The organism is Methanooceanicella nereidis, from assembly GCF_021023085.1.
In the GTDB taxonomy this organism is placed as follows: Archaea; Halobacteriota; Methanocellia; order Methanocellales; family Methanocellaceae; genus Methanooceanicella; species Methanooceanicella nereidis.
Window position 1 is genome coordinate 76100 of record NZ_PGCK01000004.1, and the last position, 14160, is coordinate 90259.

A 14160-nucleotide genomic window follows, 5' to 3' on the forward strand; every position below is an offset into this window, starting at 1 on the left:
AAAGATAATTTATAATGGATCGCGCCCGGATAGGCATCGATTTTATTTATGTTCTTCTGATGGCCTGGAAAATTTCTTTTCAAGCGCCTCCCTGTATAGCATATTATAGGAACAGAAAGGTATTACCCTGCCGTCGGGAAGCGCATAGTGTATGCCGCAGCTCCTGAGCCTTTCCAGGTCGATGTTATACGGGTCCTGGAAATGCATCGCCCCGATGAATAGCGCGTTATCATGGAACTGGCAAAGCGCGTCGATGGACCTGCCCCTTATGAAGCTCCTGATTATGCCATGATAGTCCAGGTTTCCGGGCATCTTCTCCCGGTCTACATACTTCGGGACTTCCTTGAGCAGCCTTTCTGTGACCATCACTTTCGAGAACCTTGAGTTCTTAAATTCTATGCTGATACTTTCCAGGGTGTTTAAGAGACCGCTGACATCCACGAACCTTGTGACCGGTATCATCTTATTCCCTTCGATGAACACATACGTTCCGCACCCGCAATGGGGATGGACCGTGAACCTGACCTGGCTTTCATGTGACCATGTTTCTGCCAGGTCTGAGATCGGGGTCACGCATGGCACAGGATAGAAATCGTCCTTCGTGATCTCCCCGGATGTCTGATCTTCCAGTAATCCCATAAAGTCCGGTATGGTGATCCTTTGCCTTTGAAGCTCGGAGCTTTCGATCCTTCCGGTAAAGGACACAGGCTGGAAATTAACCCCCCTCACGACGTCAAGGTTCTCTATCGCGAACCGCACTATGTCGCCTACCTGGCCGCTGTTGACATCTTTGACGAGCGTCGGGACTAGCACAATGTTATCGAGGCCCGTCTCCCTCATGTTTGATATGGCTTTCAGCTTAAGGGGAAGAGCGTTAAAGCCTCTGGCCCGGACATAAGGCTCTTCCGTGACCCCATCAAATTGCAGGTATACGGTTGACAGAGGGGACTTTCTCAACTCCCGGCAATAATCCTTGCTCGCGGCAAGCTTAACGCCATTCGTGGCGATCTGTATCTGTATGAATCCCATTTCCTTTGCCATCTTGATTATTTCGGGAAGGTCTTCCCTCATAGTAGGCTCTCCGCCAGCGAACTGTACGGCATAGCACGGGACGGGCTTTTCGTTGCGAAGCACCGTCATCATGTGCCGGATCTCTTCGAACGACGGCTCGTACACATAACCGCTTTTCTTTGCGTTGGCGAAGCATATCGGACATGATAGGTTGCATCTGTTGGTAACGTCTATATTGGCAAGAAGCGTATGCGACCTGTGACCGGGGCATATGCCGCAATCATAAGGACAGCCCCTGGAGATTGTTGTCATAGGATCGCTGAGGCCGTTGCCGATGGCACGATAATTCAGGAACCTGCCATATATCCGGCTATCAGAATAGTAGATATCGCTGAACACTCCGTGCGCCTTACATTCTTTTGATAGGATCACTTTTGTCCCGTCGTCCAGGATCTCGGCATCCACCACCGCCAGACACTCAGGACATAAGGACTTCGTATCCGATATCTTAGTTATTAAAGTCTCATCCTGTATCTTACCGTCTTTTAATTCAGGGTAAGACACCGATCTTGTCACAGCCATAATAATTTTCCCTCTTATACCTTTATTTTTTATCACGTTCGTTATGATGGGTTTACATTATCCGAAATTTTTCTAATACAATATCAAATGAAACATAACTAATTTGTTGTTATTTTAATACTAACTGTATTGTTACTATAATAATAGAAATTTATATAAAGTTTACGCACCATTCAAAAATACATGAGCGACGAATGGGTTGTGGACTCCTTTAAGCGCCTTGGGCTAACGGAATATGAAGCCCGGGCATATATGGCTTTGAACCGGATCAAGGCAGGAACTGTCTCAGACATACATGTGGCGTCCGGAATACCTCGATCAGCCATCTACGGTGCGCTTACGAAACTTGAAGAGAAAGGGCTGATAGAGGTAGAGCACGGTAAACCGATGCGTTACAGGAGTATAATCCCTTCAAAGGCAATGAATAAGATAAAGAGCGCCATCGACGATGAGCGCGATAAGGTCCTGAACTACCTGGAAGAGGCCCATGCAAGGGGCGAGAACGACGAAGCTTCCGAAGCCGTTTGGACCATAAGGGGCGTTAAAAACCTGTATAATAAGCTGTCAGATACGCTATGCGACGCGGAAAAGGACATCATACTCATTGCGACCGACCCCATATTCGTAGAATTAGAAAAACACTACTCCATATTCGGGAATATCAGGCCGATCATCAACAGAAGGATCGAAGAGGGAGTCAGGGTCCGGGTAGTATGCACCCAGGGATCGGATGTGGACCTGATCAGGTCCGAGATACCAAAAGTCGAGATAAGGGTCATCGACCCGTCTAAACCCTCATCCAAACTGGATTTCAGGGGAGGTGTCCTCATGGTGGACAACGCCGAAGTTATGATAAGCATCCTGGATAAAATGGTACAGGGAGAGGGCAAGGACATCACGGCAGTATATACACGCATGGACAGTATGATATCCGTATTCAAGCATTTTGCCGAGGTCGAATGGGACTCGGCGCTGCCGGTATAAGCATAATGCCGGATCGCCCGTTATTTTTCTTCATGATAATTTTTTACAAGACGACAAAAAAGATTACGTAAGTTAACCACAAAGGCAACTAAGAACACGGCTTTTTAACCACGAAGCGCACGAAGGCAAATAAGTACACCAGTTTCCACCACAAAGCGCACAAAGGGACACAAGGGTACACAAAGGACTTTTTTTAGAAATTCGGTATATATCTAAAAAAATTAGTGGTCCTTGTTCGCCTTCGTGCGCTTCGTGGTTAAAATATTGGTGTCCCCTCTTGGCCTTTGTGTTAAGTTTGATCAATTATGAATTGATGGATACACATAAAAGCTCACAGGACAGAGAATAGATGACACAGTAGATCCTCTTATGCCGGCAGGAAGAATAAATACTTGCGATGAAATTGTACATACGCAAAAACATTTGTCGCAGTGTATAGCATTATTCAAACCATTGCTGAAGGAAAAATATAGCGCTTGATCTTTCAGATATAGTGTTTATCTATTATAGGGTCTTCATAGTATAATTTAAGGAGAGATGACCCATGAACATAGAATTTTTTCTCAGCGCGACGATAGCGATATTCGTTATGGCGGACCCGTTCGGTAATATTCCCATATTCCTTTCGCTTACGAATTTTATGAGCGGTACTGAGAGAAGGTATGTGATCACCAAGGCTTCAGTCGTCGCAGGCATCATACTCATAGTGTTCGCATTGATCGGAAAAGAGTTCATGGATATTCTTGCCGTATCGATCAATTCGCTGCGTATAGCCGGAGGTATCCTTCTGCTCATCATAGCGTTCGACATGCTCATGGGGAAAGAGACCAGGGCTAAAAAGACGGACTCTTCGCCGCCGGAAGTGGACGAGGAGTACGGCTCAGTGGCGATCACACCCATGGCGACACCCTTGATCGCAGGCCCGGGAGCGATGACCGTCACAATGGTATACATGAATGAGGCGATAGGTTTTGATAAGATATTCATCCTGGCCGCCATTGTCCTGGCCATTCTGGTATCATGGATCATACTTGTGAACTGTGACTTCCTGTTCAGCATATTCCGTAAGGATGGGACCAGGGTGCTGACAAAGGTGATGGGTATAATCCTTGCGGCGATAGCTACGGAAATGGTCATCGGCGGCCTTAGCGGGGCTTTCCCTGCCTTGCTAGGATGAGGATGATATATAATCGGTGAGCGTTTTTTGGTTAATATGCAGGAGGGATTAATCGGAAAATAATCCTTTTTTAACAGGATAATATCGTTTTATTTTATGTAATTAATATAAATATGGAGTACTATAATATTTTTGGCGTATTGTATGAGGCTGAAAGTGTTATTTGCAATAATTTTGATAATTGCGGTCCTGACTATGGGATTCATATTTCCCAGGGGCGCTATATACTATGAAGAGAAAGCGAACGTTGTCCTGAAAGTGATCGGCAATACCCATACCATAAAGCCATCCGGGGAGTTTGTCATACCTGAAAAGCCTTTACAAAAGTCCGCGAGGGTAGTGACAATGTACTCCGATGACCCGGAAATAGAGAAATACCGCTCATACAGCCTTATCATTAATTACTATACGGCTCCGGAGCCTCCCGGATTTACAGAGAATTTCCTTGATGATTTTGTAAGAGGCGCCATAGTAGGCGTGGATGAATACAGGCTGGAAGGAAACAACATTACGGTATTTATCGGCAATACGCCTGACTGGAAAGATCAGATACGCCTCATAAGGGATCAGGATATGCCGACAAAGGAAATAAAATTATTTAAGATAAGTTTTGACCTTCTTGACACTGGCGTCTATAGCCCGGACATATCAGGTTTTAAAAAATACCCTTTTGAATACAATAATAACCCATTTTCCAGGATCGGTAACAACCGTGATTTCGAGGGATACCCGAATTTCCCTGAACAGGGGTCGGTATTCAAATGGACATCGAATGATAGCGCCTCAGAGCTCGGTCTTAGAGGTGTGGCAAATTACCTCGGATTTTCATATGAGCCCTTTAACGCAGCTCTGCTATGTGAGGGAGAACTGTATTACACGGGACAGTCCTTTGACGGGAAAAAAATATATGTCTCCGCGCTTTGCAGCGAAAATAAAGAAAGAGTTCCGGACATTATCTTTTTAAAGAACGACGATGGGAGCTATTCCGCCTATAAGCTATCGGATAGGCCGCCGGTATACGCTTACACGCTTTACGGGGCATACAATACGAACGAGTCGGTAGGCTTCGGCGTGTATAATGATCGCGGAGGGAAAATAGAGCTAAAGAACGCCGCTCCGTGGGAGATACAGTTCATGAAGGACGGGTCATGGAAGACCATTTTCAGCCCGATAGCGGCACAGGTGATAACGCCGCTGGCAGAAGGATCATTCAAGGAATGGTCATGGGACCAGAAGCTGGATGACGGCAGCATGGCTCCTTTCGGAGAATACCGGGTCGTTGTGGATAACAGGTTTATGACGAACTTCCGGATCTCGCCGGATGTCCCGCTAGTTGACCATGAAGATACCAACTATGACAGTGAAGCGGCCGATGGCGTGTTCATGGACCCGGCAGTGCAGAAAGCATTCGGCAACGCATATACGACTTCATCGTATAACGACGGGTTAAAGGACGAAATGATCAGCCAGATGCAATATAAGGCATGGGCAAAGGGCCTTGACCCGAAAAAACTGATCTCGTGCATAAATGCCACAGGCATATATGACGATAATACGAAAGCCCTGCCCAGTGAGGCCGTGTACGCTAAATATAACGGTAAGCCCGTATGGATAATAGTCTTTAACTGGGGCATGGGTGACGAAAGCCTGTCCCATATAAAATACTTCATCGTGGACGAAGCCATGGAAAATGTAGAGCACAGCAATGGATGCAGGTAAGGAACGATACGGTCTGCCTGCTTCAATTTTTTTGTTTCCTTTAATATATCGGGGATAATTTTTACTATTTTTCCTACTTTTCACGTAAAAATTTTGGAAAAATTTATAAAGGGTATATAAAGCTTTATATACTGAATGGTCTCTTAATTTATATTTAAATATAAAGGTAAGAGTTATTGCGAGCCGCGGGATAGGCGCCATATCCACGGATATAGCCTCGCGTTAACGGGTATCGTAAATAAAAAGGTATCAAATTTTGATGCAGTATAAATACGCATACCTTAAATAGTATAAATACTCTTATAAGTGAAGCTATAAAAGAGGTCAAACTTATGAGCAAAGCTGAAGAAGCGAAGAAGACGATAACAATCGAAAATGTCGTAGCATCCACCGCTATCGGACAGGAGATCGACCTCAAGTCCGTCACGCTCGCGCTGGAAGGAGCAGACTATGACCCGGAACAGTTCCCGGGACTGGTATACAGGACAAAGGACCCGAAGACGGCAGCCCTCATATTCAGGAGCGGTAAGATCGTATGCACGGGCGCAAAAAGCATAGAGGATGTGGATCGCGGACTTAAAAAGGTCTTCAAAAAGATGGACAGTGTAGGAATAAAGGTCGACCCGAACCCGGAGATCACCGTCCAGAACATAGTCGCATCAGCGGACCTCGGCTCAGTTCTTAACCTTAACGCCATCGCTATCGGCCTGGGCCTCGAGAACATAGAATATGAACCCGAGCAGTTCCCGGGTCTTGTCTATCGTTTAGATGTCCCGAAAGTGGTCGTACTCTTATTCGGCTCCGGCAAGCTGGTCGTCACAGGCGGCAAGAAGCCTAAGGACGCAGAGGAAGCCGTCGACAGGATCGTAAGGGAATTAGAAGGCCTTGCGCTGATCTAAGGCTTTCATATTTTCTTTTTCTTTTATTATTTTATAGCCGCCCGGAAGCATGCCGGATCATAGCTCATTAATATCCCGTTTTTTAAAGACAGTTCTGTTGTAAATATTACATTATGAACATTATGAATAGATTTATATATACAGAGCTATATGCTATCATATAACACACAAAAAGTTATAGTTTCGGGGCTTAAATATACGTCAGATAGTATATTGAGAGTATTATCATAAGCCTTGACGCCGAAATCGATCGATAGCCAGAGAGAAAAATATTGTGAGGTCGGGGGCCTTAAGATACGATAGATAATGCAAGATTAGTGGAAGAAATTTTTCATCAGAAAGGCATTATAATACTAGCTGACCTGCTCGAAAACATATCACTTCCTTTTGCCGCCGTATATCCTGACGGGAGATTAGTGCTATGTAACAATGCGTTCTCCGCCCTTACCGGCTATACAAAAGAGGAATTAAGTAAGTTAAGGTTGTCCGGGGATTTTACGCCCGAGGAATGGCATGAACAGGACGAGGAATTGAGAAGGGTGCTACGCCTGACGGGGCGGACACAGAGATATGAAAAAGAATACCAGAGGAAAGATGGGAAAAGAGTCCCCGTCGAGCTATTTATGCACAGGGCGTGTGACGCTGATGGAAATCTCCTGTTCTATTATAGTTTTGTCCTTGACATAACAAAACGTAAACTGGCCGAGAAAGAGATCTGGGCGGTCTATCAAAGATTAATGGACATAATCGAGTTTTTACCCGACCCCACATTTGTCATTGACAAGGACAAAAAAGTGATCGCATGGAATAAAGCGATGGAAAACATGGTAGGGGTCGAAAAGAAAGACATAATCGGTAAAGGTGACTACTTTTACTCCATCCCGTTCTATGGAGAGAGAAGGCCGATATTGATAGACATTATCTTTAACAGTGACACGTCTATCGAGTCAAATTATAATTACCTTAAAAGATGCGGGAATATGATCTACGGAGAGACCTATATTCAAACCTTTGAGGGAAAAGGAGCCTATTTATGGGGAAAAGCTTCGCCGCTATATGACACGGACGGGAGCCTGGCCGGAGCCATCGAATCGATCAGGGACATCACGGACATAAAGTATGCGGAAGAAGAGCTCAGGAAGTCCAGGGACGAACTTGAAAAAAAGGTCCAGGAGCGAACGGCGGAGATCAGGAAAGCGAATGAAAAACTAATGGATGAGATAGCCGAACGCACCAGGGCGGAAGAAGCGTTAAGCGAGGCCAGGATGCAGGCCGAAATGTACATTGACCTTATGGGGCACGACATCAATAACATGAACCAGATAGGCATTGGATATATAGAGATGGCTCTTGAGACGTTTAACTTTGATGAAAACGCCAGGTCGATGATCTCAAAATCCCTTAACATATTAAATAATAGCTCTACTTTGATCAACAATGTCAGGAAGATCCAGCAGGCTAAAAACGGGCAACTTGAGCAGGAAATGATAGATGTTGGGAAGATGCTCGGTGAAGTAGCGATGGAATACTCCAGCATCCCGGGAAAATATGTCAACATTCATTACACACCCGTTTACGGGTGTGCAGTACAGGCCAACGAGCTTCTAAAGGATGTGTTCGCCAATATTGTGGAGAACGCGATAAAACACTCGTGTGAGCCTTTGGAAATACAAATAGAGATCACGATAACAAAAGTATGTTATCAGGATAAGGTATTTTACAGGATATCCATAAGTGATAACGGACCGGGCATAACTGATGAGATGAAAAAGACAATATTCGATCGTTTTAAGCGGGGGAACACAAAAGCTAAAGGCAGAGGTCTGGGCCTTTATCTCGTCAGGACTCTCGTGAACGATTTCCATGGCAAGGTATGGATCGAGGATAGAGTGCCGGGTAACAGCGATATGGGCAGTAAGTTCATTATAGAGCTGCCTGCCGCCGATAACTGATCGGGTATGATCAGCAGGATCCTGAAAAGTTTATAGAAATCGTATTTATTTCCCGGACGCGGGCAACATTACGATGAACTTGCAGCCTTTTGTATGGTCCCCTTTTATCCGGTCTTCCACCCATACTTTTCCATGATAGGTCTCTACCAGCGCCCTGACCAGATACAGGCCAAGCCCCCTGCCGCTCACGAACGTATTACCCCGGGAACTGCGTGTGAATAGCTTTGATTTCAGGTCATCGGGGATCCCGGGCCCGTTGTCTTCGATCGTGATCCGGCAGAACTCTCTTTCATCTTCGCTTACCATGTCCGCCCTTATATCTATATTAATAGGGCCGCCGGCATGTTTAATCGAGTTGCCGAGGATGTTGGAAAATATATCCTTTACAAGTTCGTTGGCCAGTACTGTGCACCCGCCATGTTGAAGGAAATTAATGGAGACTTTCCGGTCAGGTATGCTCAAGTACCGGGATATCGATTCATTCAAGATCACTGATATGTCGATCGGCTTGTTATGTAGATCGTCCGACTTTACGCGCTGAAGCTTTTCAACGTTCTCTATCAGGTCATTGCAGTTCATTATGCTTCCTATGGATTTCAAGATCATCGACCGGGACGTCTCGTCGATGCCCGGGCTGTCGAGCACATATTCAAGATAGCCGATGGCTATCTGGTTCATGTTATTGATGTCGTGCCCCATAAGGTCAACGTAAAGCTCTGCCTGTTCCTTGGCCTCTAACAGCTCTTCGTAGTACCTTTTTCTCTGGAGTATGTTCCACATGCCGCTCATCAAGAGCGTTAACTGCCTGATGTCAGAACTATCGTATGCTCTTTCCTTATTGGCCACGCCCGCGACGATCACGATACGGTCCCCGTCGAATATAGGGACGTTCATATGCCTGAAAAGATTTACATGGCCGTCAGGTACTCCCTTTTTGTAAGGACTGGGTGCACTGTAGTCATTGGTCACTATTGGTTTTCTCTGCCTTACGGCCTCGCCCCAGAGCCCCGTGCCTTTAACCGGGTACAGGATCGGTTTATCTGTCACTTCACACTCTTTTAGCCCTTGCCTTGACCATGCATACATCGTAAGCACGGACTCATCCTCGCTTAAAAAAGCAAGATACCCGATCTTACTGCCGGTCAGCTTTACCCCTTCCTCAAGGGTGAAGTCACAGATCTCATGCATGGTGGCATCTGTGATACGGGACAGTTCAAGCAGCGCCTCAAGCCTGGACTCGTCAAGCTTTAAGTTCTCCTGTGCCGACTTTCGCTCCGTTACATCCTGGGCAGTGCCATAAATGCTGACTATATCCCCCTTTTCATCAAAAACGAACTCTCCGCGGAGATCTATAAAACGTTCGGAGCCGTCCGGCCTGACGATACGTATTTCCGTCATCCTTGGCCGCCTGTTTTTTAATCCTTCATCAATAGCATTTTTTAAAGCTTCAACGTCATCCCTGTACACAAAATCTAAAAACCTTTCAAATGTGATCTTATATTCTTGCGGCCTCAACCCAAAAATACGATATGTCTCGTCCGACCATTCGATGGTCCCTTCACCGGGATAGTACGTCCAGATCCCTATATGCGCTATCTGCTGTACCCATTCAAGGTCCGTCAGGCTTTCAAGCAAAGCGGCTTCGACTTGTTTCCTTTCCTCGATCTCGGATAAAAGGGACCTGTTAGCTTCAGTAAGCTCTAAAGTCCTCTCTTTTACCCTTATTTCCAGCTCATCCCGCGCTTTACGAAGCTCTTCTTCAGCGCGCTTATAGTCCGTAACATTGACGTCCATACAAAAAGCTTCCGATATTGAGCCTCGCGATGAAACTGGAAAAACTGTAGAATAAACCTGCAGATGCCTTCCGTCTTTAGTACGCACGTCCCATTCTCTTCCGGGTACGGCCTTACCGCACTCCCATACATATTTTATGGCATCTTCAAACTCCTTGCTATGCCCGGGAGATATCAAAATTTCCAGTATATTTTTTCCGATGGCTTCGTCTGACCGGTAGCCGTATAGCATTTCGCTGGCGTTGTTCCAGTGGAATATAATGCCTTCTTTATTAAATCCCTGGATCGCGACCAGAGGGGTGTTCTCAAAAATAGCTTCGAACCTTGATAGCGCGTCCTTCGTGTCATCAATACCATGCAGATACTGGTCCAGGGAGCCTTCTGAGCCCTGGATCTGATCTTCCGGCTGTTTTATACTATGTCGGATCCCCTGTTTTTTATTATTATCATCGTCCATAAATCCCTTGAGTAGATTATTTGACCGGCTGGTTATGCGATTATAATAATAAGTTTATTTTTATTTATTGATCGGTTAAAATATAAACTTACCCTTAATAGGTAAATGTTCTTTATATATAAGCTACTTGATAAAGAAAACTATTTTATCTCTGAAGCAGGTAAGGCATCTGTACTGATATGATAATACCGGAAGACGAGCGATCAGGAGAGCCCATAAAAGGCGAGAGGGTGCTGAGCCACCCGGACATGATAAAAGCCAGCGAGTGGATACTGTCGGAAAAATATGAACCTCCCGTACGCGACTTTTGCATATTCGTCCCGTGCGCAAAGCATAAGCCGTATCATCTCAGCCCTTCGCATAAAATATATGACAGGATAATATTCGGCATACTTGAGCCAAAAGAAGCACACATCGTCGTTTTCGGCACATGCGGAGTTACCCCCAGAGAACTGGATGAGGAATATCCATTCATGAATTACGAGTTCATGCTGGGAAGGTGCGACGTCGTCTCAGTGAAGGACGAGTTCGTCAGGAACGAGAGTAAAAAGCTGGCGCGCTATCTTGAAAAGACAAGGCACAACTACAGGCACAGGATAGCGTATTGCATGGGAGACTTTAGAAAGGCCATGGAAAAAGCTCTCACCATGACTGACATCCCTGTGACCATCGTACCGAAATGGGAGACGATGGAGGCCTGCATACAGCCCGATAAGCCTTTCAAGTACGGAAGCCTTTCCAGGCGGCCGTATCTACAGGACTTCAGCGATGCCCTCACATCGATCAAAGGAGTTTCAAAAAGGACTGTCGGCGTGACCGAAGAGTCATTGAACGATACTGACTGGTACCTGATCTAGATCAAGTTCATAAGGTTCTATAGTATCTGATGCTCTGCGAGTTCTGGCCGTTTAAAATCATAAGAGATACTTAAAAAATATTATATCTTTTTTACGAATAGCACCATATGCTTGCCGGGACCATTGTAATCCTTTGCTGCGGGGACACCCTGGATGTCTATAGAGTTTTCGGGCTTTACGATCTCGAACCCCATGCCTTTATGGAACCCCATTCCGACCTTGTTCTCCGGCCTTGCTATAGTATGTATCTCCGTACAGCCCATTTTCTTCACTTCTGCCTGGAACTGTTTGAAGAGCCTTTTCCCGATCCCGTGGCCTCGCATGGCAGGGTCTACCTGTATCAAATGTAAAAACGCCTGATCCGGATTGACCTGAGACCTGAAACCGAGGAGATATCCTATCATTTTTCCCCTATCTTCTGCGATAAAGCATGTTTTTCTGAAATGGGCCATCAAGATATGGTATACTCCTTCCCTTTCGATGACAAGGTCGCCCCACTCGCGTGATTTGTTAGTTACCTCCAGGAAATCGTACTCGAAAGCGTTTCTTACAAGCATTTATCAGACCTACCAAGAAGATATAGAAATAAACTTATTTATTATTAATATATCGGATGTTCTATGTATCGTTGTCTGCACAGGACGGCGGCAGTCAATAATATCATCTAAAGAAAAGAGGGGTAGTATTGAAAGACTATGCATATTCAAAAACACTGGATCTGTATATGGTCCTGGAACTTGAAGGCGATGTAATAAAAAAATTGAGCTTTCAAAGCGAAAAGCCGAATATAAGGAGAACGTCATCTGAAGTGGTAAAGGACCTCGAGGAGTATTTCGACACTGGAAAGATCGACATGTCAAAGTACAGGACTGACCTGTCCGGATTGACCGAGTTCGAGAAAAGAGTGCTGAAGGCGACTTCGGATATTCCGCCTGGAAAGACCATGGCTTATTCAGAGGTCGCGAAGGCTGCCGGTAATCCGGGGGCTGCACGCGCCGTCGGCAATGTGCTGGCAAAAAACCCTTTCCCGGTGATAATACCCTGTCACAGGGTCGTAGCTAAAAATAGCATAGGGGGTTTCACAGGCGACATCAACGTTAAGATAGCCCTGTTAAAGCTTGAAGGAGCTATTAAGCAATAAGACACCGTTATAATCGCCTAATAATATTTTATATTAGTATGTTTATAATATGCTTGAGGGGTGCTGTTGAAAAGCTCTCATGCATTGTTCTTAGCGATGATCATGATATTCGTGATATTATCCGGATGCTGTTCGGGATTACAGGGAAATCCCATGTACTCCGGCAAGAACATCACTCCCGGCTATAAGCTATACAATGTCGATAAGCTGCAGTACTGGAAGTATAACGTCACCATGGCCGCCAGCGGGGTCAATTCGACATGGGATATGACTGTACAGGTCGACTATCCGATGATAGACGGCGAAAAACTGCGCCACATGGTAGTTGACACAGTGGGTAACGGTATGGATATTCAATATGATATCTGGAGCAACATATCCAGCTATAATATTGAGAGGATGTACGCAAAGGGCAATATAGGAGACTATCATCAGGAGAGGGAGGTCTCGAAGCTTCAGATATATACCCTGCCGGACGTGGGTCTTGCATATATCATCGTGCCGTTCATGCATACAGGTAACATAACAGTCGTGGACCCTAACGGTAACCCTGGAAAAGTGATGTATTATTCTGCGACGGATAATAAAAATTTCACCGTCAGCTACTGGGTGCATCCTGACATACCCGTTCCGGTGAAGATAGTGCTTTCCGAAAAGAATTTCCAGATAACCATGATGCTTGTAGACTATAAGCCTTAAAGCGTTATATCAAAACTTTTTATCATTTGAAGGCCTACCATGTTATCATGAGACTGCTGTCCTGGAACGTTAACGGCATTAGAGCGGTGTTGAAAAAAGGCACGCTACAGCAACTTATGGCAAAAAGCCCCGATATCCTTTGTATCCAGGAGACCAAAGCAGTTGAAGAGCAGGTTCCTGAAGACATTAAATATCACAATGGCTATCACGCATATTTTTCCTCCGCGGTTAAAAAGGGATATAGCGGAGTGGCATTATTCACGAAAGAGAAGCCTTTGTCGGTATGGCACGGTTTTGGCATAAAGAGGTTCGACGATGAGGGCAGGGCAATAATCGCTGACTACGGCAGGTTCATCCTTATGAACATTTATTTCCCAAATGGCAAGATGTCAAAGGAAAGGCTCGACTATAAAATGGATTTCTACGAAGCTTTCCTGGAATATGCCGACGGATTAAAGGCGGAGGGAAAAAATATCGTCGTATGCGGGGACCTGAATACCGCTCACATGGACATAGACCTGGCAAGGCCCAAAGAAAACGAAAAGACATCCGGCTTTCTACCAGGGGAAAGGGCATGGATAGATAAGTTCGTCTCGCACGGGTATATTGACACTTTTAGAGTATTCAATAAGGACCCCGGACATTACTCTTACTGGGACATGAAGACGAGGGCGAGGGAAAGGAATGTCGGATGGAGGATAGATTATTTCTTCATAGACGAAGGGCTCATCCGGGACCTGGCTTCTGCTTTCTTAATGCCGGAAATACCGGGATCTGACCATTGTCCGGCAGGCATAGATATTAAATTCTAAATACTAGTTTTTTGAAATCAACCTGAAAACCTGCAAGCTTCTCTAAAATAACAGATAAATAAGTAGTTATTTATATT

General features: G+C 45.3%; 12 protein-coding genes. 9 read left to right on the top strand and 3 right to left on the bottom strand.

Features of this window, described 5'->3' with window-relative positions; translation table 11 throughout:
- Positions 1-42: 42 nt before the first annotated feature.
- Positions 43-1593, bottom strand: coding sequence for a tetraether lipid synthase Tes (gene tes / locus CUJ83_RS06040; RefSeq protein WP_230741392.1), 1551 nt, complete (start codon positions 1591-1593; stop codon positions 43-45).
- 183 nt (positions 1594-1776) lie between these two features.
- Here tes and CUJ83_RS06045 point away from each other — a divergent pair, with 183 nt between their 5' ends.
- From CUJ83_RS06045 to CUJ83_RS06065, 5 genes are all read left to right on the top strand, one after another.
- Complete coding sequence (locus tag CUJ83_RS06045; protein WP_230741393.1) at positions 1777-2577, top strand: TrmB family transcriptional regulator; 801 nt, start codon at positions 1777-1779, stop codon at positions 2575-2577.
- Positions 2578-3121: 544 nt separating this feature from the next.
- Positions 3122-3754, top strand: coding sequence for a MarC family protein (locus tag CUJ83_RS06050; protein ID WP_230741394.1), 633 nt, complete (start codon positions 3122-3124; stop codon positions 3752-3754).
- Between the two features lie 144 nt (positions 3755-3898).
- Positions 3899-5473, top strand: coding sequence for a hypothetical protein (locus CUJ83_RS06055; protein WP_230741395.1), 1575 nt, complete (start codon positions 3899-3901; stop codon positions 5471-5473).
- A gap of 332 nt (positions 5474-5805) precedes the next feature.
- Positions 5806-6372, top strand: coding sequence for a TATA-box-binding protein (locus CUJ83_RS06060; RefSeq protein WP_230741396.1), 567 nt, complete (start codon positions 5806-5808; stop codon positions 6370-6372).
- Between the two features lie 317 nt (positions 6373-6689).
- On the top strand, positions 6690-8324 hold the full coding sequence (locus tag CUJ83_RS06065) for a PAS domain S-box protein (protein WP_230741397.1): 1635 nt from the start codon (positions 6690-6692) through the stop codon (positions 8322-8324).
- 45 nt (positions 8325-8369) lie between these two features.
- On the opposite strand, the gene CUJ83_RS06070 is transcribed toward CUJ83_RS06065, so the two are convergent.
- Positions 8370-10574 (bottom strand): sensor histidine kinase, encoded by a 2205-nt coding sequence (locus tag CUJ83_RS06070; protein WP_230741398.1) that lies wholly within the window; start codon positions 10572-10574, stop codon positions 8370-8372.
- 179 nt (positions 10575-10753) lie between these two features.
- On the opposite strand from CUJ83_RS06070, the gene CUJ83_RS06075 reads away from it, so the two are divergent.
- Positions 10754-11431, top strand: coding sequence for a DUF5591 domain-containing protein (locus CUJ83_RS06075; RefSeq protein WP_230741399.1), 678 nt, complete (start codon positions 10754-10756; stop codon positions 11429-11431).
- A gap of 80 nt (positions 11432-11511) precedes the next feature.
- On the opposite strand, the gene CUJ83_RS06080 is transcribed toward CUJ83_RS06075, so the two are convergent.
- On the bottom strand, positions 11512-11988 hold the full coding sequence (locus CUJ83_RS06080) for a GNAT family N-acetyltransferase (protein ID WP_230741400.1): 477 nt from the start codon (positions 11986-11988) through the stop codon (positions 11512-11514).
- 128 nt (positions 11989-12116) lie between these two features.
- Between CUJ83_RS06080 and CUJ83_RS06085 the strand changes: the two genes are divergently transcribed.
- From CUJ83_RS06085 to xth, 3 genes are all read left to right on the top strand, one after another.
- On the top strand, positions 12117-12572 hold the full coding sequence (locus CUJ83_RS06085; RefSeq protein ID WP_230741401.1) for a methylated-DNA--[protein]-cysteine S-methyltransferase: 456 nt from the start codon (positions 12117-12119) through the stop codon (positions 12570-12572).
- Positions 12573-12638: 66 nt separating this feature from the next.
- On the top strand, positions 12639-13271 hold the full coding sequence (locus CUJ83_RS06090; protein ID WP_230741402.1) for a hypothetical protein: 633 nt from the start codon (positions 12639-12641) through the stop codon (positions 13269-13271).
- 47 nt (positions 13272-13318) lie between these two features.
- Complete coding sequence (gene xth, locus CUJ83_RS06095) at positions 13319-14083, top strand: exodeoxyribonuclease III (protein WP_230741403.1); 765 nt, start codon at positions 13319-13321, stop codon at positions 14081-14083.
- Positions 14084-14160: the final 77 nt, after the last annotated feature.